21 protein-coding genes are annotated in these 24,136 nt (G+C 46.4%); 6 read left to right on the top strand and 15 right to left on the bottom strand.

Going from position 1 to position 24,136, the window contains the following annotated elements:
- Nucleotides 1-20: 20 nt before the first annotated feature.
- The 8 genes from KNO91_RS00815 to zapA form a co-directional block, all read right to left on the bottom strand.
- Entirely contained in the window at nt 21-3,371 is a 3,351-nt protein-coding gene (locus KNO91_RS00815; RefSeq protein ID WP_214815647.1) for a DEAD/DEAH box helicase family protein, read from the bottom strand.
- Between the two features lie 43 nt (nt 3,372-3,414).
- Nucleotides 3,415-4,566 (bottom strand): restriction endonuclease subunit S, encoded by a 1,152-nt coding sequence (locus tag KNO91_RS00810; RefSeq protein ID WP_214815644.1) that lies wholly within the window; start codon nt 4,564-4,566, stop codon nt 3,415-3,417.
- Entirely contained in the window at nt 4,559-6,019 is a 1,461-nt protein-coding gene (locus KNO91_RS00805; RefSeq protein WP_214815641.1) for a type I restriction-modification system subunit M, read from the bottom strand. Before KNO91_RS00805 ends, KNO91_RS00810 begins: the two co-directional genes overlap by 8 nt.
- Nucleotides 6,020-6,729: 710 nt before the next feature.
- Nucleotides 6,730-7,140, bottom strand: coding sequence for a DUF350 domain-containing protein (locus KNO91_RS00795; protein ID WP_214789527.1), 411 nt, complete (start codon nt 7,138-7,140; stop codon nt 6,730-6,732).
- 13 nt (nt 7,141-7,153) lie between these two features.
- A complete protein-coding gene (locus KNO91_RS00790; RefSeq protein WP_214815638.1) occupies nt 7,154-9,508 on the bottom strand; it encodes an endonuclease MutS2 in 2,355 nt (784 codons plus the stop codon).
- 15 nt (nt 9,509-9,523) lie between these two features.
- Entirely contained in the window at nt 9,524-11,218 is a 1,695-nt protein-coding gene (gene polX / locus KNO91_RS00785) for a DNA polymerase/3'-5' exonuclease PolX (RefSeq protein WP_214794410.1), read from the bottom strand.
- A 67-nt stretch (nt 11,219-11,285) separates the two neighbouring features.
- Complete coding sequence (locus KNO91_RS00780) at nt 11,286-11,822, bottom strand: CvpA family protein (protein WP_074032727.1); 537 nt, start codon at nt 11,820-11,822, stop codon at nt 11,286-11,288.
- Nucleotides 11,823-11,830: 8 nt separating this feature from the next.
- Nucleotides 11,831-12,052, bottom strand: a complete 222-nt coding sequence (gene zapA, locus KNO91_RS00775; RefSeq protein ID WP_015881047.1) for a cell division protein ZapA — start codon at nt 12,050-12,052, stop codon at nt 11,831-11,833.
- Nucleotides 12,053-12,269: 217 nt separating this feature from the next.
- On the opposite strand from zapA, the gene KNO91_RS00770 reads away from it, so the two are divergent.
- The 3 genes from KNO91_RS00770 to KNO91_RS00760 all read left to right on the top strand — a co-directional run bounded on the left by KNO91_RS00770 (nt 12,270) and on the right by KNO91_RS00760 (nt 14,608).
- Nucleotides 12,270-13,478, top strand: a complete 1,209-nt coding sequence (locus KNO91_RS00770; RefSeq protein ID WP_251126498.1) for a dicarboxylate/amino acid:cation symporter — start codon at nt 12,270-12,272, stop codon at nt 13,476-13,478.
- A 70-nt stretch (nt 13,479-13,548) separates the two neighbouring features.
- Entirely contained in the window at nt 13,549-14,394 is an 846-nt protein-coding gene (locus KNO91_RS00765; protein ID WP_214815635.1) for a GNAT family N-acetyltransferase, read from the top strand.
- Between the two features lie 43 nt (nt 14,395-14,437).
- On the top strand, nt 14,438-14,608 hold the full coding sequence (locus KNO91_RS00760) for a hypothetical protein (protein ID WP_214815631.1): 171 nt from the start codon (nt 14,438-14,440) through the stop codon (nt 14,606-14,608).
- Between the two features lie 34 nt (nt 14,609-14,642).
- Here the strand turns inward: KNO91_RS00760 and KNO91_RS00755 are convergent, their stop codons facing one another.
- Together KNO91_RS00755 and KNO91_RS00750 are read right to left on the bottom strand one after the other, a co-directional pair.
- The gene (locus tag KNO91_RS00755) at nt 14,643-15,944 is read right to left on the bottom strand and encodes a murein hydrolase activator EnvC family protein (RefSeq protein WP_214794417.1); all 1,302 of its coding nucleotides are present in this window, start codon (nt 15,942-15,944) and stop codon (nt 14,643-14,645) included.
- Nucleotides 15,945-16,238: 294 nt separating this feature from the next.
- Nucleotides 16,239-16,757: a VanZ family protein gene (locus KNO91_RS00750; RefSeq protein WP_214789541.1), complete on the bottom strand. Its 519-nt coding sequence runs from the start codon at nt 16,755-16,757 to the stop codon at nt 16,239-16,241.
- Between the two features lie 161 nt (nt 16,758-16,918).
- On the opposite strand from KNO91_RS00750, the gene KNO91_RS00745 reads away from it, so the two are divergent.
- Nucleotides 16,919-17,392 carry a glutathione peroxidase gene (locus KNO91_RS00745; protein ID WP_214695149.1) on the top strand — a complete coding sequence of 158 codons (474 nt, stop codon included), beginning with the start codon at nt 16,919-16,921 and terminating at the stop codon, nt 17,390-17,392.
- Between the two features lie 35 nt (nt 17,393-17,427).
- Here the strand turns inward: KNO91_RS00745 and KNO91_RS00740 are convergent, their stop codons facing one another.
- Together KNO91_RS00740 and KNO91_RS00735 are read right to left on the bottom strand one after the other, a co-directional pair.
- Nucleotides 17,428-18,342 carry a CAP domain-containing protein gene (locus tag KNO91_RS00740; protein ID WP_214815628.1) on the bottom strand — a complete coding sequence of 305 codons (915 nt, stop codon included), beginning with the start codon at nt 18,340-18,342 and terminating at the stop codon, nt 17,428-17,430.
- A 13-nt stretch (nt 18,343-18,355) separates the two neighbouring features.
- Complete coding sequence (locus KNO91_RS00735) at nt 18,356-18,808, bottom strand: MarR family winged helix-turn-helix transcriptional regulator (protein ID WP_214815626.1); 453 nt, start codon at nt 18,806-18,808, stop codon at nt 18,356-18,358.
- 117 nt (nt 18,809-18,925) lie between these two features.
- Between KNO91_RS00735 and KNO91_RS00730 the strand changes: the two genes are divergently transcribed.
- Both KNO91_RS00730 and KNO91_RS00725 read left to right on the top strand, forming a co-directional pair.
- Nucleotides 18,926-19,339, top strand: coding sequence for an organic hydroperoxide resistance protein (locus KNO91_RS00730; protein WP_074032719.1), 414 nt, complete (start codon nt 18,926-18,928; stop codon nt 19,337-19,339).
- A gap of 93 nt (nt 19,340-19,432) precedes the next feature.
- Nucleotides 19,433-20,275 carry a metallophosphoesterase gene (locus KNO91_RS00725; protein WP_214815623.1) on the top strand — a complete coding sequence of 281 codons (843 nt, stop codon included), beginning with the start codon at nt 19,433-19,435 and terminating at the stop codon, nt 20,273-20,275.
- 28 nt (nt 20,276-20,303) lie between these two features.
- Here the strand turns inward: KNO91_RS00725 and KNO91_RS00720 are convergent, their stop codons facing one another.
- The 3 genes from KNO91_RS00720 to abc-f all read right to left on the bottom strand — a co-directional run bounded on the left by KNO91_RS00720 (nt 20,304) and on the right by abc-f (nt 23,776).
- Entirely contained in the window at nt 20,304-21,206 is a 903-nt protein-coding gene (locus KNO91_RS00720; protein ID WP_214815620.1) for a cation diffusion facilitator family transporter, read from the bottom strand.
- Nucleotides 21,207-21,317: 111 nt separating this feature from the next.
- Entirely contained in the window at nt 21,318-22,076 is a 759-nt protein-coding gene (locus KNO91_RS00715) for a hypothetical protein (protein ID WP_214794430.1), read from the bottom strand.
- Between the two features lie 11 nt (nt 22,077-22,087).
- A complete protein-coding gene (abc-f, locus tag KNO91_RS00710) occupies nt 22,088-23,776 on the bottom strand; it encodes a ribosomal protection-like ABC-F family protein (protein WP_251126497.1) in 1,689 nt (562 codons plus the stop codon).
- Nucleotides 23,777-24,136 lie beyond the last annotated feature (360 nt).

Here is a 24,136-nt window from a genome sequence, read left to right as displayed (position 1 = left end):
GTAATAATCAGCCTTAAATCCTAATTTGATAAACTGTCATGTGAAATGATGTCTGCATTCTCATTAATCTGATCAACAATACTTAAAATACGTTTAGCATCTGTGATGTTCTCTTTAAATAAAGCTGTTACACTCCCTAGGGTTCTGAAAGGATCTTCTTGAAGAATCTGTTTATCTAACACTCCATTTTTTACTACGTAATCAATAATGAGACGAACGAAATGTGCTTGATTCATATTTAGTCGATTCTCGGAAAGAAACTCAGAAAAAGCTTCTAAGGCTACTTTTCGGTCAAGTCCGACGATGGTTCTTACCAATCGAGTGATTGATGTATCACCATAATCCTTCTGATATTGTTCCCTTGTTCCGAGTTCTTCCCAAAGCAATTTTTCGAGAGTTTCAGCGTCTTGTTTTGTCAGTGGTTTGTTGTGGCGCAATTTGTATACCGCTAATTGATCTTGATGTTGTTTAAGATAATGCTCAACCTTTTGGCGATAGCTTTGAAGGTTATTTACATTTAAAATCGAACCATTTTCATTCTGTTCAGTTACTTCATCCTGGAAATCAGTATAGTAAATTTTTTGTTGACTTCGTTCAATAAACTTTATTAACTCTCTTAAAGCTTCTCGGACTTTTTCGAAATCTAATAGAGAAGCTTCTTGCCAGAATTGTTCTTGCTGCACACGTTCGATCACTTCTCGCTGCTCTAATACTTGTGGAATTGTGCCGAGTTTTAAGAGAGCTTCAGCTGTTCGCATAACACGCTGAATTGGCTTAGTTGCATTTTTTTGATTCAATTTAGCTAATTCAATCGTGAACATGAGTAAGTCGAACCGTTTTGCCAATTCGTCATCATTATAAGGTTGAATTAACGGAGAAATATGTTCTTTTATTTCATTTGTCTGAACTACAGATAATGCATTCCATTTTTTCTTGTTCTGGTATTTATGTACGTATTGAATACGCTGACGGACACGAAATAGCTCGTCATTTAACGATTTTACATCTATAATCAACGATTCTAGTGTTCCTTCTCGAAACTCTTTGTAGGGGCTTACTTGATATTCTACATCTTGAAGTTCTCTTACAATATCGACTTTTGTATTGAAAAGCTTCTCAGAAAGTGATTTTGTTTTTTTTGCTTCTTCTCCATGTTCATTTGCACGAAAGTAATCAAAATTCGCAAGCCAATCGAAAATTCTAAAATATTCTTTATGAAGTCCAATTCCGAATAAATCTTCACTTAAGCGAGTTCCCCGACCAATCATTTGCCAGAATTTTGTTTTTGAGCGCACTTTTTTAAAGAACACCAAGTTGACTACCTCTGGTACATCAATCCCTGTATCTAACATATCTACCGAGATGGCAATTCGAGGATGCTTATATGAAACAGAGAAGTCGTCAATTAAAGATTGATAATATTTTATACTATAATCAATAACCTCAGCAAAGTGGGGTCCTAGATGAGGAAATTTGATATCGAACCGCTCCTTAATAGCAAGTGCATGACGATGGTTCTTAGCAAAAAGAATCGTTTTTCCGACTTTATCTCCACCTTCCACATGGACACCTTTATCCATTAATTCTTCCAAAACCATATCGATAGTATGAGCGTTAAACAACCAATTGTTCAAAGCTGCACTGTCAATGTCTCGTACATTCGGTTCATCTTCGAAGACGTCTTCAAACTCTGCTTTTTCCTCATCGCTCAGTTCATCGTATTGAATACCTTTTTCAAGGAACTTAGTTTTCGTTTCAACAGTTACATAATCCACTAAGTAACCTTCATTGACCGCATCTCTCAATTCGTAAGCGAAGGTTGGAATTCCATTCTCTAAATCAAAGATAGAGTATGTATTTTTATCAACTTCATCTTTCGGTGTTGCCGTTAATCCCAGGAGCATGCTATCAAAGTATTCAAAAATACTGCGATACTTTTGATAAATGCTACGATGTGATTCGTCAATGATAATCAAATCAAAATGTCCCACTGTAAATAACCGGTCACCATCTTTTGTCTTAGTCTCGTCAATTGCATTCATCATCGTTGCATATGTTGAGAAAATCATCCGGCTTTCCTGAGGGTTTGCCTTGTTTTCAAGTAGGTTGCATAGAGAAAGGCTTGGCATTAACTTGTTAAAATTCCTCATTGCTTGCTTTAATAATGAAGTACGATCTGCCAGGAATAAAACATTTTTAACCCAGTTATGCTTTGTAAGCACGTCAACCAGTGAAATAGCTGTTCTTGTCTTTCCGCTACCTGTAGCCATCACTAAAAGAGCCTTGCGCTGGTTTCGGCTAAATGCATCACAGACAGCCAAGATGGCTTCTTTTTGATAAGCACGATTTGAAACTTCTTCATTAATTTCAATATCAATTAACGGTTTTTTTAGGTTGCGCCTGTCAATGAGAAGCTGCAGATCTTCCTTGCTATAAAATCCGGACGTTTTACGCGACGGGTACATATCGTGCAGAATATACGTTTCGTAACCGTTGGTATAAAACACAATAGGACGTATGCCTTGCTCTTGCTCAATGCAATCGGCATACAGCCGGGCTTGTTGACTGCCTCTTTTGGGATCTACAGAAGTCTTCTTTGCTTCGACAAGTCCAATAATTTTCCCATTGTCTCCTCGAAGTACATAATCGACATACCCATCCTGAGAAGCGTTAGGCATCCCTTGTACGTAATATTCTTCTTCGATATCTTGGCCAAACTTCCATCCAGCTAATTTCAAATCTAAATTAATATATTTTTTACGAGTTTCAAATTCACTAATCTGATTAACATTAAAATCGATTACTTTTGTATGGGCGACTCGCTTAGCGGTCAAACCTTTTCTTAAGCTCTCGTTCTGCTTGCGTAGTTCTTCCAGACTTTTATCTTTAGCACTTAATCGTTCATATAGATCCTGCAACTCTTCGGGCCTTTCCCTTTTTTCAGGTGTACTATGTAAAAGGGACTCATCAAACTCAGATGCTGTGAATTCATCTGCATAACAATAATCAATCCAAGATATAAACTGGTAAAGGTGGTGAAGTGCCAAAACAGCTTCGTCCCTTGTAATTTCAGCATTCGTATGGACTGCTGTATTACCAAGTTTTACGATGTATTTCATCATCGGCAAAAGTTCTTCATCAATAATTGCAATGAAGTTTCGATCATGAATTAAACTTGATAAGTTTTCACGGTAAGGCACTCGAACAGCGTTATCCGCCTGATAAACCCATTTAACTGCCAATTCTAAAGCACGTCGAGTGGTAATGGCACAAGTTGCCGGACTTACGATTAAGGAATTTTCAGCTTCCATACACGCTGTCGCAAAGCTTTTGAATTGATTCTTCAATGTAATAACGTTGAAGTTAGACATACCATTTACCACCTTTATTGTTTTTATCTCCCTAAAAATATTTTTATCGGAAAAATTCTTGAAGGAGAGAATCATAGAGAGATTGCATTTCTTTTAAAGAGTCTATTATTTTTGATTTTTGTATTTCAATTTCCAAGAACTTTTCTCCATATTCATTCTGTGCACTTAGTGGCGGAGATATAAATCTAATTTCTTGAAATACACTCTTAGTCACAATTCCTTTCATTCCATTTGTAGCCGCATTTTGAATTGATGATTTATCGATTAAAAAATGCATGTATAAAAAATATGGATTCACATTTTCAGGAATTACTGCATTTATTTGCTGATTAAATGCAACTTCTCTGTCTGTTAAGGCTACATTTCCCAGACTACTTTTTGAACCAGTTATACAAGTTACTAAAATAGAGTTAGGGGGTACAATACGACCTTTTTTCTTTCCTTTGGCAGACAAATATTCATCAGCCAGAGATAAATAAGTATTTGGGGTGTTTATATTATCTGACTTGATCCATTCAATCTCAGTACCATAGTTATCCTTTTCTTTTCTGGGAGGTGTATTTCCAGTAATTATTTTCCCAAAAGATTTTAGTGGTTTTTTAGGATATCTTGAGTTACTTTTTGGATTTCCAAACATCTCTAAAAATAAAACATGAGCTAATTCATCTAGCGCTGTAATCTGAAATTGACGGTTATTAATTAAACTCTCACATTCACTAAAAATTTTTACTATTTTAGCTTGTTTTTCAATTGATGGGATTTCCAACTCAATGTTTTGGATATCTTCTATTCTAATACTTGGATAAGATTCATTCATGATTAATCTACTAGGTTGATAAAATCTTAAGAAATACAACAAATAATTACTCATAATGATTTTTTCATTTGGAATCACACCTACTAAATGGCTAACAATATATGCATCTCCTGTACAATTATATATGTTATTTTTTGTAGAGCTCATTCCACTCTTTGCAAATAAAATAGTTCCTTTAGGTACTTTTTTTAATTTTAAATTATCATCTTTCCTGATTTTGGGTAGGGCTGATAGATCAATATGACCCTTTAATAATTCTTTCAAATGGCCTGCTCTTATAAATGGTATTCCTTCATCTTCATAAAAATACTTTTCTTTAGGCGCCGCTGAACCAGCCATAATGGTGGCAATTTCTTTCAACTTATATTTTTTATTCATTCAAATTCTTCTCCAGTTCTTTAAGAGACGCTTGGATGTTTTTTTCTAATTCTTGAATATATTGAAGAACTTCTATGGGTTTTCTATAATTGGTTACTTCATACACTATTTGTTTATATTTATTAAATGATAAATCATAATTTTGATTTTGCAATTCTTTAAGGGATACAAAGAACGAATTTTCTGTTCGTTCTCTTTCCACTTCATTATGACGATTATTGAAACGTTCGATTAGATCAGGAATGTCGTTTGCTTCAATTTTATTTCTTTTATCATCCAGTGAATAACCATCTGCTTTCATATTATAAAACCAAACATTGTCTGTTCCTCCACCGGAGGTTTTTGTAAATATTAAAATAGCAGTTGAGACATCAGCATACGGTTTAAATACACCACTTGGCATTGAAATAACTGCTTCAAGTTTATTATTATCTATTATTTCTTTACGAATAGTTTTATGAGCTTTTGTGCCCCTAAATAAGACCCCATCTGGAACAATAACCGCAGCCCTTCCACCAGGTTTTAAAATACGAAGAAATAATATTAAAAATAGCAGTTCAGTATTTTTCGTTTTCGCGATTGCTAACAAATCATTTGATACGGACTCATAATCTAATGACCCTTTAAAAGGTGGGTTTGCTAAAATCAACGTATACTTATCTTTTTCAATATTGTCTTGAGACAACGAATCTTTATATAAAATATTAGGACTGTCTACCCCATGTAATAACATATTCATGGCACCTATTCGCAACATCGTGGAATCCATGTCATTTCCGAAGAACATATTATTATGATAATGGTTTTTAAGCCCTGCTTGCAGAAATAAATCTGCGTGATTTTTGCGAAGATATTCACTTGCGGAAACAAGAAATCCCGCTGACCCCATAGCTGGATCGATGATAATATCTTCAGGAGTCGGTTTCATTAGTTCCACCATCATATTGATAATATGGCGCGGCGTACGGAATTGCCCGTTTGTTCCTGAGGTAGCAAGTTTCGACAGAAGATATTCGTATACATCTCCTTTTGTATCGCGATTCTCCATAGGAATCCCATCTAGTGCAGCGACTACTTTTTGCAAAGTAGAAGGTTTATTAATTTGGAAAATGGCATCCTTCATGTATACCGAGAATGCAGAATCTTCCTTGCCTCCAAGACCTTTGATGAACGGAAAAATCTCCTGTACCATAATGTTGTACATATCCGAAGCATCACCAAGATTCTTGAATACATGCCAGCGTAAATAGGACTTATCTTTTGGGAAAATACTTTCATGCTCTAATCCCAGCAACTCAGCATCCGCTTCTTTAGACAACTCAACTTCATCTAAGCCTTTCATGAACAATAAATACGTAACTTGCTCAATATTTGTAAGTGGATTTGTACTTCCCTCAGTCCAAAGAGTAGTCCAAATACCATCAATTTTACTCTTTAATTCGCCTGTTAACATTGTATAGTCCTCCTAGAAGTAAAAGTGCCGTTTTAGCAGTCTTCTCTAACTCTATATTAACATATTTTTACTCTCTTACAGTCTTTCAAATGTTATTCTTAAATTGCGATATTTCTTTCAAAATGGTTTACTTACTTTTATTATTGTCTAAATCGCTAGAAACTGTAATTGAAAAATGCATATCGTTAGTTAAAAAAGACTGCGGAATATTCATCAGCAGTCTAAAACCTTATTTACTTATGATATGACTCTTTATAGGTAATACTAAATTTGAATTTTTTCTTTCATTCCACCATCTCAAACGCCTTCACATACACGACATGGCCGAGAAAAATAATCCACTCATCCTCGAACTGGACGAAGCCATCCGTCACGTGACGAAATGATTGATAGATTGTTCAAGTGCTGCATAGCGACTGTCCTCTTCGACAACTTGCGTTAGCACTTCATCATTGATCATATGGAATTTGATCTCGAACTGTTTCATCGTCTTCACTCCTTTATTATTGCTTTCCTTCAATCTCTTTCTACTCTTTTCCCGATTTCGAACGGTTCTCCTCTGTAAACGATAGCAATTGTTCATAAAAGAAGGAGCATCCGAACGGATCCTCCACTTTCTTCAATAAAAGATATACCACAGTGCCGCTGCCACTAAAAACAGCCCGGCCCCGATGAACAAGATTTTTGCCAATCGTTCGTATACCATGTCTTCACCTCACCAATGCCGCGCCGACGACGAGGGAGACCCCGATCGACAGCAAGAATGCTAACAACCCGACGGCGATATTTCCTTTTTGAATCTCGTCGTTCACCTTCAGCGTCGGTGTCAAAAATTCAAACAACCAATAGGTCGCGAGAAGCAACATGAAGCCGAATCCCCCACCGACGAAGATGTCAATCGTGCTCTCATGATAGCTCTCGACGACACGGAAGATGTTGGCGAGACCGACAATCTTCCCACCTGTCGCCAAGGCGACGGCGATATTCCCTTTTTGAATCTCGCGCCAGTTGCTGTATGGCGTCGTCACCTCGAAGATGGCGAGACCGACAATAATCATCAGCCCTGCCATCGAATAGAGGCCGAACGACTCTAGCATAATCGCAAACGTTAACGTGCCCATTCCCCGACTCCCTTTATTTTAGTTCGACGACCGTGACACCGTGTCCACCTTCACCCATTCCACCTGGGCGTTGACTCTTCACGTGACGATGTCCTTTTAAAAATTCCTGTGTCGCTTGACGCATCGCCCCGGTACCTAGACCGTGGATGATGCGGACGTTGTCGTAGCCCGACACGAGTGCTTCATCGATATACTTATCCAGACGCATGAGCCCCTCTTCGACTCGGACGCCGCGAAGGTCGAGTTCAGACTTCGTCGAACTCTGACGCTTGAGCGAGCTTCCTTTCGACTGAAGCGGCTTCTCTTTTGATGGACCGATCTTCTGAAGGTCGTCCGCTTTGACGTTCACTTTCATGATGCCGACTTGGACGTTGTACTCGTTGTCGTTGATTTGTTTCACGATGTAGCCTTTTTGGTTGAACGTCGTCACTTTCACTTCTTCGCCTTTACTGAACGTACGTTTCTGCTGGGCTTTTTGTTTCACTTTTTGAATCTTTTTCTCTTGAAGCGTCGGTTTTGCCGACTCGAGCTCTTTCTTCGCCGCGATAATCTCATGCTCTTTGACAATGCCCTGCTCCCGGAGTTTCTTCAAGCGGTCGATGACCTCGTTCGCCTGACGCTTTGCCTGTTCGACGGCCTTCTCGGCTTTCGCCTCCGCCGCACTATACAAGTTGTCGCGCTCGCGCTCAAATTCGGTCATCTTCGCTTCGAACTCGGCCTGCTCCTCTTCAAAGTCATGACGTTTGACGATGAGCTCTTGCTCGAGCTGTTCGGCGCGTTGTTTCGCCGCTTCGAGTTCGTTGATCATCGACTCGACCGATTCGGCGTCACTACCGACGTGGCTCCGTGCCTTGTCAATGACTTGCTCGGACAGTCCGAGGCGACGGCTGATCTCAAAGGCGTTCGAGCGACCCGGCACGCCGATCAAAAGGCGGTACGTCGGGCTGAGCGATTCGATATCAAATTCCATCGAGGCGTTCATGACGCCTTCACGGTTATAGGCGTATGCCTTCAGTTCCGAATAGTGCGTCGTCGCCGCGACACGTGCCCCGCGACGTTTCACCTCATCGAGAATCGCAATGGCGAGGGCGGCCCCTTCTTGCGGGTCCGTCCCGGCACCAAGCTCATCGAAGAGGACGAGTGACATGAAGTCGATCTTGTCGAGCATGCCGACGATATTCGTCATATGCGAGCTGAACGTCGAGAGACTCTGCTCGATCGATTGCTCATCCCCGATATCGGCATAGATCGCGTCAAACACGGAGAGTTCCGTCCCGAATTCTGCCGGTACGTAAAGTCCTGACTGCACCATCAACTGAAGGAGTCCAATCGTCTTTAACGTGACGGTCTTCCCACCGGTGTTCGGTCCGGTGATGACGAGTGACGTATAGTCTTCCCCGAGCTCGACCGTGATCGGCACGACCTCATCTTTCGGGATGAACGGGTGACGGGCTTGTTTCAACTTGATTTCTCGATTGTCGTTCAACTTCGGCTCGGTCGCTTTCATCTCTTGCCCGTAGGCGACTTTCGCAAAGATGAAATCGAGTTCGGCCAATACGTCGAGGTTCGTCATGATCGCATCATGCACCCCACCGACCTCATTTGAGAGCGCACTCAAAATCCGATCGATCTCGGCGCGTTCCTTCAAGCGAACTTCTTGAATCTCGTTGTTGATCGAGACGATGGCCTGCGGCTCGATGAAGAGCGTCTGACCGGAAGCCGACTGGTCATGGACGATCCCGCCGAACGCTTGACGATACTCTTGTTTGACCGGGACGACATAGCGGTCGTTTCGAATCGTGACGATGGCGTCCGAGAGCATCTTCGCGTTGTTGCGGAGGATGTTGTCGATTCGTGAACGGACGCTGCCTTCAAAGCTTCGGAGCTGTGTCCGAAGTCCCCGAAGTTGTGCGCTCGCCGAATCTTGGACCGTTCCTTGATCGTCAATCGCATGACGAATCGACTGTTCGACTTCGATGAGCTTCGTCAACTTGTCCGCATACTCATCAAGACGTGGAATCCGAAGCTCTTCATTGTCCTCGTGAAGCTTCTCAAAGAAGTTCTTCACTTGTCGCCCGCCGTACATGACAGCCGCGACAGCGAGAAGTTCACTCGTCGAGAGGACCGAGCCAATCGCGGCTCGCTTCACTTCAGCACGGACGTCCGTTAGTCCGCCGAGCGGGAGACGGTCACGGAGACGAACGACTTCGGTCGCCTCTTTCGTCACGTTCAAATTCGAGAGCACTCGGTCGTACGAGTAGTCCGGTTGCATCTTGAGCGCCATATCTTTCCCGAGCGAGCTCGCCGCGTGTCCGGCAAGCTGCTGGCGCAATTTTTCATATTCTAATACGCGTAACGCGTGGTCCATCTAGCATGTTCCTTTCTATCGCTTCGCCGCGAAGAATGCCTTGGCGTCTTCAAACGAGAAGCAGTTAATGATATCCGTTGGTTCGAGATAGGCTTTCCGTGCGTGTAACACACCGAGCGCCATATCTTCCATCATATCTGGGTGGTGCGTATCGGTGTTGATCATCACTTTGACGCCTGCTGCCTTCGCTTTCTTCAGCGTCGATGCCGTCAAATCGAGACGGTTCGGGTTGGCGTTCAACTCGAGCGCCGTCCCCGTCTCTTTCGCGAGCGCGATCAACTTGTCCTCGTCAATCGGATAGCCGTCGCGGCGACCGATGAGTCGTCCCGTCGGATGTGCGATCACGTTGACGTATGGCGAACGGCAGGCGTTCTCGAGACGTGCCATGATTTCGTCGACGGATTGGTCCATCTTCGAATGGATTGAGGCGACGACATAGTCGAGCGTCTCCAAAAATTCTGGCTCATAGTCGAGCGTCCCGTCAGGACGGATGTCCATCTCGACGCCTCGTAACACGTTCATGTCATGTGTTTTTGCGGCTTCGCGAATCTCCTCACCTTGTGCCTCGAGTCGCTCCTCCGTCAAGCCATTGACGAACGTCAAATACTTCCCGTGATCGGTGATGGCCATCCACTCATAGCCGCGCCCTTTCATCGCCACGACGATCTCGTCGACGGTCAACTTCCCGTCCGACCAGACTGTGTGCATGTGTGCGTCGGCCTTGATGTCCTCGAGCGTGACGAGTTTCGACAAATCGTGCTCGAACTCGGCATGTCCTTCCCGAAGCTCAGGTGGGATGAACGGAAGACCGTACCGTTCGAACAGTTCTTCTTCTGTTTCCGGTTGCCACAGTCCATCTGCCGTCTCGACCCCATACTCTGAAATCGACTCGCCCTTCGCTTTCGCGAGTTGGCGCATGCGAACGTTGTGGTCTTTCGAGCCTGTGAAATGGTGAAGCGTTGCGGCGAATGCGCCAGGCTCGACCATACGGAAGTCGACCGACACCATCTCCTCACGCTCGAGAACGAGCGATACTTTCGTCTCGCCTGCCGCGATCACTTCATTGATGAACGGCAAAGCGAGGAGTTTCTCCCGAAGCGCGATCGGCTCCTCAGTCGCGATGATGAAGTCGAGGTCTTTACACGTCTCCTCGGCTCGGCGGAAACTTCCCCCGACCGAATGACGTAAGACGAGCTCTTCCTTCTCCAACACATCGTTGATTTCCTCGACGATTGGTCGCATGACCGCATATGCTAGTCGTTCCGGACGCGACTCAAGGTTTTTCGCTGCGGCGAGTAGCTTCTCGACACTTTTCGCTCCGAATCCCGGAAGCGATGCCGCCGTCCCGTCCTCAAGTACGCGGATGAGAGATTCTAAGTCGACGACGCCGACTTCACGAAGTTTGGCGAGTTTCTTCCCACCGAGTCCTTGAATCTTCAAGAGCTTCATCAATCCGAATGGAATCTCTTCTTGCAGCGCTTCGAGCACTTCGCTACGTCCCGTATCGCGATACTCCTCGAGGACTGCTGCCGTCCCCTTCCCGATGCCTGCGATGGACGTCAAGTCGTCGATGTCCTCGAGCTCGAGGTCCGTATTCTCTAGTGCCGTCGCGGCCTTGCGGAACGCATTGATTTTAAACGGGTTCTCCCCTTTGATCTCCATATATTGCGCGATTTTCTCGAGCAACATCATCGCTTCTACTTTATTCATACGCTTCCCCCTCTTCACACAGAAAAGACCGAGACACAAGCACTAGCTTGCATTCCGGCCTGTCGTGTCACAACATCTTATTTGAAAACCAATCCGATAGATATGGCGTGTCTTGAATGATAAATGTCGCAAGCGACGAATTGTCGACGGCATTTTGAACGCCTGCCATCGGTACGAATGCAATCACCCAAAGGATGAAGAACGTAATGACATACGCCTCGAAGAAACCGAGGACTGCTCCAATCAATCCTTTTAATTGGCGCAAGATCGGCAAGTCCGTCAAGAAGTCGAGCATCGCCAAGATGAGATGCAAGACGAGTTTTGTGATGAGGAACAACACGACGAACCAAAAGACGTTGTAAAACGTCATCTCAATCCCTGAAAGCGAATTGAGGTCCAACACGCCGCCTGGGAGCGTTCCATCAAGCTGAGACGGATACGGGATCCAGAGCTTGAACGCTTCGGCTAAATCTTTATAGTATGTGTTGGCGACGAGAAAACTGATGATAAGCGCGACCCAATGGCCGAGCTGTAGAATCGCGCCACGACGGAAGCCGTTGACGATTCCAATAAACAAGAAAAACAGTATAAGTAGCGTAACCATGGATTGATTTATTCTCCCATATTTCGTTTAGTTTTGACGTGGTCGCTTGCGATTTGAATCGCAGCCAAGACCGCTGCCTGACGAGCATCTAAATGAGGGGATTGTTCACGAATCTCGCGGATCTTACTGTCGACCAAAAAGCCTACTTCCCTCACATGATCAGCGGGTTCTTCGCTTACGATCGTATAGTCTTGACCCGCAATGTGAATCGTTGTTCGTTGTAACTGCACGCGCACCCCTCCTTTACGTCTGTCAGAATTAATCATAACATCGTTTTTATATTAGGAAAAGGAGAAGCCCCTTTCCTTGATATGTACAACATTTTCTATTACCCTTCTACGAAGTTGTCAAACGTCTTTCTTCAGGAAAATTACAAGAGATGGTGGCAACATTTCGTAAAATGTGCGAAAATATCAACTATTCAAACAAACAGAAAGGGTGATTGATTTGAAATTACGCATTGGCCTCTTAGGTCGCATCATCATCGCGATCGCTTTCGGGATTCTGCTCGGGAGCATCGTACCAGAAAGTCAGAACTGGATCGTTCGGACGTTTGTGACGTTCAACACGGTCTTCGGGCAGTTCTTAGGCTTCGCCATCCCACTGATCATTCTTGCTTTCATCATCCCAGGAATCGGGGAACTTGGTAAAGGAGCAGGAAAGTTAGTCGGACTCACAGCACTTATCGCTTACGCTTCAACAGTTGTCGCAGGAACGCTCGCATACTTTGCAACGAGCAACTTGTTCCCGCAAATTTTGACACGTTCGACAGAAGGAGCCGAAAACCCAGAAGAAGCCTTATTGAAAGGGTTCATGGAATTTGAGATTCCACCGGTATTCGGTGTCATGACCGCACTCATTTTAGCGTTCGTCATCGGGATCGGGATTGCCGCTATCGAAAGCAAGCGGTCACTCGACCTCGCCATGGATTTCCGCGATATCATCGAGCTCTTAATCAGTAAAGTCATTATTCCATTACTCCCATTCCACATCGCCGGAATTTTCATGAACATGACGTATGCTGGTCAGGTCGCTGAGATTCTCTCGGTGTTCTCGCTCGTCTTCGTCACAATCATCGTCCTTCATTTGACGATGCTCATGATTCAATATTCAATCGCAGGTGGTCTCAACAAAGAGAATCCGTTCAAGTTGCTCAAGACGATGATGCCGGCTTACTTCACAGCCATCGGGACGCAATCATCGGCTGCGACGATTCCCGTCACACTTCGCCAAGCGAAGTTGAACAACACGGACGAGGGTGTCGCCAACTTCGTCATCCCGCTCTCGGCAACGATCCACTTGTCAGGCTCGACGATCACACTCACATCGGTCGGTGTCGCACTCATGTACTTGAACGGCATGCCGATGTCATACGCGATCGTTCTCCCATTCATCCTCGCACTCGGTGTGACGATGATTGCAGCACCTGGTGTTCCAGGTGGAGCGGTTATGGCATCACTCGGATTGTTCGGCTCAATTCTTGGGTTCGACGCGACGATGCAAAGCTTGGTCATCGCACTCTACTTGGCGCAAGATAGCTTCGGGACAGCTACAAACGTCACAGGTGATGGTGCCATCGCAAAAATTATCCACTACTTTAAACACAACACGAAACTTCTCGACAACACATCGTCGAAACAAGAAGATATCGCATAAAGTAGAAATCAAAAACGGGCAAGCCATCAGGTTTGGCCGTTTTTGTCTACATTGATAAGGAGAGATACATATGGAATGGATCGAATGGAAAGACCCGAATCACTTCTCGGAACATGTCATGAGTACATTATTGAAGGAAGAGGCAAAGCACAGCCTGATGATCGGGGTATTGAATAACGTGATTCAAGGCGTTTACGAGACGTTTCATCAGTTCACTGTCGAGGAGGAAGGTGAACTTCTCGCCATCTTACAAGTGACACCACCACATCCGCTCCATTATATCGTCGTGGATTCGGAACGTGCGGACGAACTCCCGTCCTTCATCATCCCGCACCTCCTCGAAGCAGACATCCCCTTCACCGAGGTCGTCTCAGAACGCAAACAAGCCGAACGGTTCGCGAAGGCGTGGCAAGAGGTGACGTCCGGGTCGAGCGAACTGTTCATGTCTCAAGGGCTTTACCGACTCGACGACGTGAAAGACATCGAGATGGCGAAAGGCCACATGCGAGAAGCGACGGTCGCTGACCAAGCCCAACTCGAAGCCTGGTATAGCGCGTTTGAAGCCGAGTCGGGACTTCGCTCTTCGCCACCTGAGAAAGTCACGAAAGCCGTCCAGACGATGCTCGAAAGGAATGAAGCCGCCTTTTGGGAAGTCGACGGACAGGTCGTCTCGTGTGCGAAGCGGGCACGTCCGACCGAGAACGGCATCACCGTCTCGTTCGTCTATACGTCACCAGACTCACGTGGGCGAGGTTACGCACGAAGTCTAGTCGCAGACCTCAGCCGCCAGTTACTCGAGACGAAATCATTCTGTGTGCTCTATACAGACCTCTTGAACCCGACGTCGAATAAAATCTATCAAGAAGTCGGTTACGAACAGATTATGGATTCTGCCTGGGTCCGACTCGCTAGATGAAACGAATCGCCTCCCCTATACTAATAGGTGGAGGCGATTTTTCATGGCTAGATTCCGTTTTATGTTTCGTGCACTCGGTGTGGCACTTCTTCTCTATATGTTGATCGTCGGTGGACAAAGCGTCCTCGATGACCCGAACATCGACACGTTGTGGCTCAGTGTGATTGGTGCCGCACTCCTGACGTTTATCGTGTATCAGACAACAAAAAAGTGATCGACGCGTTCGTCGATCACTATCTTTGTGTTGATTAGAAGAATGATGCTGGGTTGACTGTGCTTCCCGCGCTCGATGAAGAGTACGAGTAACCACCACGGTGAATCTCGAAGTGAAGGTGTGACCCTGTCGAGTTCCCTGTGCTACCCATGCCACCAAGATTTTGACCTTGTGATACGCGTTGACCCGCTTTAACCGAGACTGAGCTCATGTGCGCGTATACTGTCGTCCACACTTGTCCGTTGATGACGTGTGCGATCATAACGTGGTTTCCGTATGCGCCACCCCAACCTGCACGGAGGACCGTACCTGTTTGTGCTGCATAGATTGGTGTACCGACTGGACCTGCGATATCAAGACCGTTGTGGAACGAGTATCCGTTCGCACCGCTCGCTGCGCCCCACCCTTGTGAGAGGCGACCGCTTGCTGGACGTTGGAACATCCCGCCGCTCGCTGGTGCAGATGCTACAGGTGTTGATGTTGATGCGCTAGAACCACTGTTGCTTGAGCTTGCGCTTTGTTGCTTCTTAGCAGCTGCTGCTTCTGCCGCTGCGCGACGCGCTTCTTCTTCAGCACGGCGTTGTGCTTCGATTTCTGCTTGAATCGCTTGTTCTTGAGCTTTGAGCGTATCTTCCATCTCTTGTAGGCTCATGAGTTTTGATTCGAATTTCACTTTTTCAGCTTCGAGTTTCTTGATTTTCGCTGCGCGCTCTTTCATTTTTTGATCGAGCTCTTTTTGGCGTTTTTCAAGTTCTTCTTTTTGCTTCACGAGTGAATCGCGCTCTGCTTTTAATTCAGCTTGCGCTTTCGCAAGTTTCTCTTTTGTTGCTTCATACTCTTCGAAGATCTGTTGGTCGTTCTCTTGAATCGTACCAGCTGTGATCATACGTGTGATCAAATCACCGAAGTCTTTTGAACCGAAGATGAACTCAGCCCAGTTGACTGACGAGCCACCGTTCTTTTGCATCGTCGCCATACGGTCTTTCATGAGTTCTTCTTGTGCTTTCATTTTCGCTTCGTATTTTTTGATTTGCTCTTGAAGCTTTTGAATCTTTTCTTCAGTTGCACGGATCTCAGCTTTTTTCTGAGCGACATCGTTGATGACGTCTTGGAGTTCAGCATCTAACTTGTTGATCTCTTGTTGCTCTTTGCTGATGGCTTGCTCACGTGATTGAATCGAAGAGTTTGCTTTCGACTGTTCACTGCTATTCTTTTGTCGTTGTTCTTGTACTTTCTTCTGCTTCTCTGTAAGTGAGGCTGCATAAGTCGGTGACGTTCCGCCGATCAAGAGTGCTCCTAGAGTGACGGTTGCTGCAAATTTCTTCAAGTTACCCAATGTGCTTCCCTCCGCTGATTCCCGTGTATTTTTTATCTATAGTCGTTCAAGTATTTTCTATAAGACGAGTTGCGAAATTTCATTCGCTCTGTGACTCATTATAGCAATCTAAACCAAAAGTTATTTTACACTTATATTTCATTCGTATGACATTGACCTAATTTAGGTTTTATCCCTTAAAAAACGTGGGTATAGACAATATTTTATTTGGTTTGTTGTCACAAAATAGTTTTTAAAATAAAAAAAGCACTTTAAGAAAGCGCTTTTCACATAATAACCTATATCATTTTTTGACTACCTTAATGCCACATAGCCGGCTCGTTTCCCTCGTTTTCGTTTCGAACGAAGTAATAAGACCCCACCGATCAGCACGACTCCTGCAATCGCCCCGCTACTATCCAATAGGACATCTTGTAATAACGGCGTCCGTTCCGGCGTCAAACTCTGATGATACTCATCAAAGATGGCGACCGTGTTGGCGAGCGTCCAAGCAAACAATAAGTTCAGACTAGCATGAAGGTTCGTTCTCGAAATCGCCTTGACGAACAATGCCCCTAGTGCGAAAAATGTAACGAAATGGGCCGCTTTTCGCATCAAGAACTCGATCAACCCGACTGTGCCTAACGCGTCGAGTGATACTTCTTTTCCTGCATAGTCAAACTCGACGTTCGCTAACGTCGGCTCGATCCAGCTCCAATTGAATCGCTCGAGTGGCGAAACGATGGACTGATCTGAGTAAGGTGTCGCACTCGAGAAGAATAATCCGATCAAAATGAGCGCTATCCATATAAATTCATTTTTTAAAAGTCGCATAACACCGTTCCTTTCTACAACGAGTTTCATTATACGGATTGTACAACACGAAATATGTAACAGCGACATCATTATTTCATAACAATTTGATTGCACACGACGCGTTCAAAGTCGTGACGCCGTTATTCTCTTGGTATACTAAAGAAAAAGGGGGAATGAACATGATCTATGATTTTGAAGCATTGGACATGAAAGGACAGCTACAACCGTTAGCTACATATAAGGGTGACGTCTTACTCATCGTCAATACGGCGAGTAAGTGTGGGTTCACGCCACAGCTCGAAGGTCTCGAATCGCTATATAACTCGTATAAGGGGCAAGGGCTTCAGATTTTAGGTTTCCCATGCAACCAGTTCGGACATCAAGACCCGGGCTCAAACGAAGAAATCCAAGAGTTCTGCCAACTCAACTATGGGGTGTCGTTCCCGATGTTCGCGAAAGTCGATGTGAACGGAAAAGATGCACATCCGCTCTTCACTTACCTCTCAAAAGAGGCACCTGGACTGCTCGGTTCGAAGGCAATCAAATGGAACTTCACGAAGTTTTTAGTCGACCGTGACGGGAACGTCGTCGAACGCTTCTCGCCACAGACGACACCGGCTGAGATTGAGGATGCGGTTAAAAAACTCATTTAACTCAAAAAGGATGGCTCCGAGGTGGAGTCATCCTTTTATCTAGGGGTAATAAAGTTAATCGTATAGAACGGACTGTTCTCATCGTTGTAGGCGAGTCCGACGGCAGCATGACTGAATCGAGGTTGCATGATGTTCTCACGGTGCCCCTTCGAATTCATCAGCCCCCAATGCGCATGGAACACGCTCATCTGCCCCATCGCCAAGTTCTCTCCGGCCATCGAGTATGAGAGTCCAGCTTCATCCATCCGGTCGAACGGGTCACGTCCTTCCGGGTCCGTGTGACTGAAGAAGTCGTTTTCCGCCATGTTCTGACTGTGCGCCCGAACAACCGGATAGAGTGGCTCGTAATCGGCGAGCGCGCTCAAGTCATATTTCTCACGGTCCCAGTTCATTAAGATTCGCATCAACTGTTCGTTCAAGACGGTCCCTTCTGCGGAAAGGTCACCGTAATAGCCGTCACTCGCCTCTTCCACTCTGCGGTCTACCGACAAGACCCCTTTCAAACGGTCATCGTCATGTTGGTCGAAGAAGAGCGTGACATATTGTCCGTCGATCGCAAATACCGAGAACGATGGGTCGTCCGGGATCAAGTAGCGATTCAATCCTTTGTTATACGACGTCACCTTATCAAAACCGATTTCCTCGACTTGGTCACGTGTCGTCTCATCGAGCACGAGACCACGATATGTGCTTCCCGTCTCGAACTGATAAAATCCTTTTTTGGCCCCGTCCTCGTCAATGAGTTCAAGACCCCGGTCCCCACCACGTTCGACTAAATACCAGTCATGTCCGGCGTATTGACTCGTGAACCTAGGTGCATCCGTCGTACGTTCCGTCGCCACTTCGGACTCGACCTGAATGCTCGTCGGGGCAGAGACGTTTGGCATCTCATATTGCCAAGCCATATAAAGTCCAATCCCTATCAATAGGATGATCAATTTTCGAAACATGGCTCCTCCTTCCTTACTGCTCGCGCTGACGCTCCCCGAAATCGTGTAGTCTCGTCTTGATATCGGTAAGCATCTCCATATACGCGACATACGTCGCTTCGTCTATATTTAGCATACCACTGACTTGCAACGGCACATCCGTCGCCTGCTCACGCAACGCGCTGCCACGATCGGTCAAACGGACGACGACTTTTCGTTCATCGTCTGTCGAACGACTCTTTTCGACATACCCGATTTGAATCAGTCGTTTCACGAGTGGGGACAGCGTACCCGAGTCGAGTGTCAGCCTCGTTCCAAGCTGACGCAAATCGATGCCATCCTCTTCCCATAAGACGAGCATGACCAGATATTGACTATATGTCAGGTTTAGCGGGGTCAATATTGGGCGATATAAACGGGTAAGCTCTTTTGAAGCGGTATACAGTTGAAAACAGATTTGATGTTCTAGCTTTAATGTTTGTTCCATGCGTAATCCTCCGTACTCTTCTTTAGCCAAGCATATCACTTGCGAAACTTTTTGACTGCTCTATAATTTAAATTGTGCACAACTTAATTGTTTAAAATGAAATGGAGGAATTGAATCATGAAATCACTATTCACAGCATCAGCAACAGCAATCGGTGGCCGCGAAGGTCATGTGAAATCAACAGACGGCGTCATCGACATGGACGTCTCTATGCCAGGCGCGAAACACGTCGACGGTGCGACAAACCCGGAACAACTTTTCGCAGCTGGGTATGCGGCTTGCTTCGGTAGTGCCCTCAACCTCATCATCGGAAAAGAACGTGTGAAGACAGACGGATCGAGCGTCACAGGTCATGTCACATTGAACCAAAACGATGAAGGGTTCTTCATTTCAGTAGAGCTTGAAGTCGAAATCAAAGGTGTCGACCAAGCGACAGCAGAACGCCTCGTTGAGGAAGCACACCAAGTGTGCCCTTATTCAAAAGCGACGCGCGGCAATGTCGATGTGAAATTGACAGCAAAAGCAGCATAATCATCCATCCCGCTCGTAGGAGCGGGATTTTTTTTGCTTCCCCTCATCGGTAGCGGTAAGATAGAGTCACAATTAAGAAAGGAGGGAGCACGGATGAAGAAACATAAGTCGACTTTTGTTTTTGTTGCACTCGGCATCTTGCTGTTCACGGCGACATATAACGGACTGACCGTTCAGACGTACGACGTCCCGTCTGAAAAGCTGTCTGCGGATGAATCGCTTCGTATCGTGCTCCTATCTGACCTACACAGCGCCTCATACGGCTATAAACAATCAATCTTAATCGATCGAGTCCGCGCTCAAAAACCGGACCTGATTGCCTTGCCGGGGGATTTGCTCGACCGCTATCGCTCCCCTGATCCTGCTTTCGAACTCGTCGAAGGCCTTGCCGGGATTGCGCCGATGTATTTCGTGACCGGCAACCATGAAATCGATCACTCTGACGACTACATTCGTCATGATGCCAAAAACGTATTTCGTTCTCATGGTGTGACCGTTCTCGAGAACGAATGGGAACCCATCACCATCAATGAGATCGAACTCGTCATCGGTGGATTAGAAGATCCGTTACGAACATATAATGAAAATATTTATGGAAGTTGGGAAACCGATGTCTCGACGGCGATGCAAGACGTCGACCCAAACGAGACATTCAACCTACTTCTCTCCCACCGTGCCGAAGAAGTCGACACGTATGCCGACCTACCTTTCGACCTCGTCTTGTCCGGACACGCTCACGGTGGACAAGTAAGGATTCCATATTTGTTGAACGGCTTGTTCGCCCCAGACCAAGGGTTTTTCCCGAAATATGCGGGCGGCCTCTATGAACACGAGACGTTCACCCACATCATCGGACGAGGATTCAACTATAGCTTCAACGTGCCCCGCATTTTCAATCCACCAGAGATTGTGGTGATTGATGTACACGGCAAATAACGGACACTCGGGTGAGTGTCCGTTTTACTTACCAAATGATACGCTCCTCGCAACATTGTCGCTCCCGTTCGACCTGGACCGTCGAACGCTCGAACGTCCCGTATTTCCGAATCCGCTCTGTCACTTGTCGTAATACGACCTGATCGTCCGTATCTTCATCAATCAATACATGACACGTCGCCGCATGTTCACTCGACGAGATCGACCAGACATGAAGGTCATGCACTTCCTTCACTCCCTCGACTTTGGCAATCTCTTCTTGCATCGCTCGGACATCGATTTGATCCGGTGACCCTTCCATCAGGATATGAATCGCATCGCGTGTCACGCGATACCCGCTGATTAAAATAAGGATTGCGACAAATGCACTCGCAACCGGGTCCGCCCACGTCCATCCGAACGACATGATCAAAAGCGCTGCCGCGATGGCACCGACCGAGCCGAGCAAGTCTCCGAACACGTGGAGTAACGCACTCTTCACGTTCAAGTTATCTTTTTCCCCACGCATTAAAATCCACGCGGCGAGGATGTTCACGAGTAGCCCGATGATCGCGACCACAAGCATTCCCCCACTCAAAATTTCCGGTGGGGCACTCAAGCGTTGATACGCCTCAATCAAGATATAGATCGAGATGACGAGTAACGTCAGCCCGTTGATGAATGCCGCTAAAATTTCAAAGCGTCGATATCCGAACGTACGGTTCGGCGTCGCCGCCTTCGCACCGAATCGGACGGCTAGGAAACTGAGTCCTAAGGCCGCTGCATCCCCGAGCATGTGTCCCGCATCGGATAAGAGTGCCAAACTGTTCGTCCATAGTCCGCCGATGACCTCGACGACCATGAACGTCGCAATCAACAGAAACGCGAGGAACAGGGCACGCTGATTCGTGGAATGATGATGGTGATGGTCGTGATCATGATGATGTCCCATAACTGTCGCCTCCTTCTACTTCTTATCTTATTCCATTTTACCAAAACATTCAAACGTTCATTTGAATGATAGATCAAAAAAAACGAGAGAGTCACCTCTCCCGTTTCTGTCTCATTTACTTTCGAGGCGGACGCGCATTACGCCGCTATATGGGAACAGTTTCAACTGAACGGTCTCCCCTTCGAACCATGTGCCTGTCGCTTGCTCACTCGTCGCTTTCACGTCAGGGCTCACGATTGCTTGGCGATCCCAATCGATGGCGCGCACTTTCTGGTCCCGTACCATCAAGAAGAACCCGTCATAGAAATGGTACTCGTTCACTTGGTCACGCTGTACGGCAGTCGGGCTACCAAGCTCAGCGCGAACGGTCGCCACATCTTTTCCAATCCAGTCGAGGACGGTCTCCGAGGCGTTCGGGACGACTTGTTGCCATGCGGCGATCACTTCATCGTCCGACAAGGCTGAAGCATCCGTTGTCACACTCTCTTCCGTGACCCATCCCGATGTCCGTTCATTCAACTGCACTTTCACAAACCCACTGACCGTCTCCAAACGTTCGAAGCGATCGCCGAGGTCGGCCTCATAGACGACCGTGACCCGATCATCTGCGTATACTTTCGTATATGGTTGACCGATATAGACCTTATCTGCCGACTTTGTTTCGTCATCGGTTGGTTGTTCCGACTCGGAATCGACCATCTCGGTCGCAATCTCGTCTGATTTGGGTAAAGCTGATTCTTGTTTCTTGTCAATCAAAGCCGCGAACGCGATGATGCCGACTAAAGCGAGTATCAATGCCACTGCCGTCGTCACTCGGAACACTCGCTTACGCTTTCGCGTCGTCGCGCGCGACAATCTTCCTCCATTCATGTTCTTCACTCCTACTCGATTCGATTCATTCCACTCGTTTCGTCAAATGGTAGGAGATTTCCTGCCTCATCAAAAAAATTCAAGTCATGATTTGTCAATTCGTCCATCGCTTGCACCATCCGTTCGACATCGACCGGCTCATCATTCTCCATATTCTCACGAATCCGAACCGTTTCACCGAGCTCAATCGTCCGCGATGTCAAGCGATGAAAGTAACGATCGTGCGTAATGAGCAGCAATCCGCCTGGGTAAACGGACAACGCCGTCTCAATCTGTTCCCGTGTCGCCACATCCAAATAGTTCGTCGGCTCATCGAGTGCCAACAGATGCGCGTCAGAGAAATAAAGAATCAGGAAAGCAATCCGACACTTTTCCCCCATACTCGCCTCGTTGATGGGGCGGTGCACTTCATCCCGCCGGAACAGGAAATGGGCGAGTAGCGTCCGGGCCTCCGTCTCCCCGATGTCACTATGGGCAAGCAACGCCTCGAGTAGCGTCCCCGTTTCCGGCAGACGCTCGAGCGTTTGCGAGAAATAGCCGATTTTTAGACGGGGATGTCGTTTGATGACACCCGAAAATGGCGCTCGTGCACCGATCAGCACGTTCAATAACGTTGTTTTCCCGCTCCCGTTCGGTCCGACGATCGAGATTCGCTCTCCTTTTTCGATTGAGAAGGAGAACGGCTCGTAGAACGGCTTACCGTACCCAAACGTCACATCTTCACACGTCAGCCACGTCTTCGCTTCGAGCTCATCTGCCGCAAAACGGACGGAGATGGTCTTCTCTTCTTTTGGCTTTCGTGGACGATTGACTTCGAGCTGTCTGAGCTTCTGTTCTCTTGCCTTCATTTTGATGGCGAGATTGGCCGCTCCTTTTTGCGCACCTGGGCTACGGACACTGGCTGTCGCTTTCGCCTTCAGGTGCCACCCTTTGTACTGCGCAATCATATCGAGCAGTTCTGTCTTTCGGCTCACGTAGCGGGCATGGGCTCGCTCGTCACGAAGGCGTTCGTCCTCTTTTTGCCGTCGATACGCCGTATAATTACCGGGATATCTTGTGACTTCTCCGTCCGACAATTCGAGGATGACCGTCGCGACATCGTCCATCAGTTGACGATCATGGGAGATGATGAGCACTGTCCCCTCAAACCGGTTCAACCATTTCGTGAGCCAGTCGATCGACTCGACATCGAGATGGTTCGTCGGTTCGTCGAGTAGGACGATGTCCACCTGTTTCATCGTCAACGTCGACAGTTGTGCCCGCGTCTTTTCCCCACCGCTCAAGTCGTTGATGTTTTGGTCGAGCTGACCGTCTAACCCGAGACGGGTCAACGCATTCGTCGCCTCTTGCTCCAACATGTATACATCGAGCGACAGTGCCTGTTCATACGAGGCCATGACTCGTGCCTCATCACCAGAAAAGACATCTTCATAGAGGGCGTATCGTTCAGGATCGCTCCGCATCACCCATTCAAGGAGTGACATGTCCTCCGATTCAATCGTCTGCCGGACGAGCCCGACCTCACCGTGACATTCGATCGTCCCGGCTTGTGGCTTCAATTCCCCTGTCACGAGTCGGAAGAGCGTCGTCTTCCCGCTCCCGTTCAGCCCGAATAACACAGCGCGCTCTTTCGTTGCGACCTCAAAAGAGACTGCTTCAAATAATGGTTTCCGGTCGTAGTCAAACCGAACTTGTTTCATAACTAACATTTGTTTCACCTCGCTTATTTTTCCGATACGCGATGAAACAAAAAACACCATCCGCTCGATCGGCGGTGGTGTGAAGGAATCCGTTCAAAAGGGGAAACGAGAGCTTTCCGTATTTGAAGAAGTGGACACACTTCACCCGTGACTGTTCAAGCGAACAGTGATGATTCGTCTCATCGTTGGAGTGAACGTGTCATTTTCATTGTACGGTATACCTCTCTTTCCTAAGTTACTGCCACCTTACCAAATTGAAAGCGGATTCGCAAGCACGCACCCCACAATCTCCCATTTTTTCTACTCCTTTAGGCGGATGCGAGGCATGCCTCGTCGCGTTATGATGACACTATATTCGAA

Source organism: Exiguobacterium sp. s59 (assembly GCF_018617475.1).
GTDB lineage: Bacteria > Bacillota > Bacilli > Exiguobacteriales > Exiguobacteriaceae > Exiguobacterium > Exiguobacterium aestuarii.
This window is presented reverse-complemented; position numbering and strand designations above follow the sequence as displayed.

Coding starts and splice junctions, on each gene's coding strand:
- KNO91_RS00815 (WP_214815647.1), bottom strand. CDS start 3,371: ATGTCTAACTTCAACGTTATTACATTGAAGAATCAATTCAAAAGCTTT.
- KNO91_RS00810 (WP_214815644.1), bottom strand. CDS start 4,566: ATGAATAAAAAATATAAGTTGAAAGAAATTGCCACCATTATGGCTGGT.
- KNO91_RS00805 (WP_214815641.1), bottom strand. CDS start 6,019: ATGTTAACAGGCGAATTAAAGAGTAAAATTGATGGTATTTGGACTACT.
- KNO91_RS00795 (WP_214789527.1), bottom strand. CDS start 7,140: ATGGGCACGTTAACGTTTGCGATTATGCTAGAGTCGTTCGGCCTCTAT.
- KNO91_RS00790 (WP_214815638.1), bottom strand. CDS start 9,508: ATGGACCACGCGTTACGCGTATTAGAATATGAAAAATTGCGCCAGCAG.
- polX (WP_214794410.1), bottom strand. CDS start 11,218: ATGAATAAAGTAGAAGCGATGATGTTGCTCGAGAAAATCGCGCAATAT.
- KNO91_RS00780 (WP_074032727.1), bottom strand. CDS start 11,822: ATGGTTACGCTACTTATACTGTTTTTCTTGTTTATTGGAATCGTCAAC.
- KNO91_RS00765 (WP_214815635.1), top strand. CDS start 13,549: ATGGAATGGATCGAATGGAAAGACCCGAATCACTTCTCGGAACATGTC.
- KNO91_RS00760 (WP_214815631.1), top strand. CDS start 14,438: ATGGCTAGATTCCGTTTTATGTTTCGTGCACTCGGTGTGGCACTTCTT.
- KNO91_RS00750 (WP_214789541.1), bottom strand. CDS start 16,757: ATGCGACTTTTAAAAAATGAATTTATATGGATAGCGCTCATTTTGATC.
- KNO91_RS00745 (WP_214695149.1), top strand. CDS start 16,919: ATGATCTATGATTTTGAAGCATTGGACATGAAAGGACAGCTACAACCG.
- KNO91_RS00740 (WP_214815628.1), bottom strand. CDS start 18,342: ATGTTTCGAAAATTGATCATCCTATTGATAGGGATTGGACTTTATATG.
- KNO91_RS00735 (WP_214815626.1), bottom strand. CDS start 18,808: ATGGAACAAACATTAAAGCTAGAACATCAAATCTGTTTTCAACTGTAT.
- KNO91_RS00730 (WP_074032719.1), top strand. CDS start 18,926: ATGAAATCACTATTCACAGCATCAGCAACAGCAATCGGTGGCCGCGAA.
- KNO91_RS00725 (WP_214815623.1), top strand. CDS start 19,433: ATGAAGAAACATAAGTCGACTTTTGTTTTTGTTGCACTCGGCATCTTG.
- KNO91_RS00720 (WP_214815620.1), bottom strand. CDS start 21,206: ATGGGACATCATCATGATCACGACCATCACCATCATCATTCCACGAAT.
- KNO91_RS00715 (WP_214794430.1), bottom strand. CDS start 22,076: ATGAATGGAGGAAGATTGTCGCGCGCGACGACGCGAAAGCGTAAGCGA.
- abc-f (WP_251126497.1), bottom strand. CDS start 23,776: ATGAAACAAGTTCGGTTTGACTACGACCGGAAACCATTATTTGAAGCA.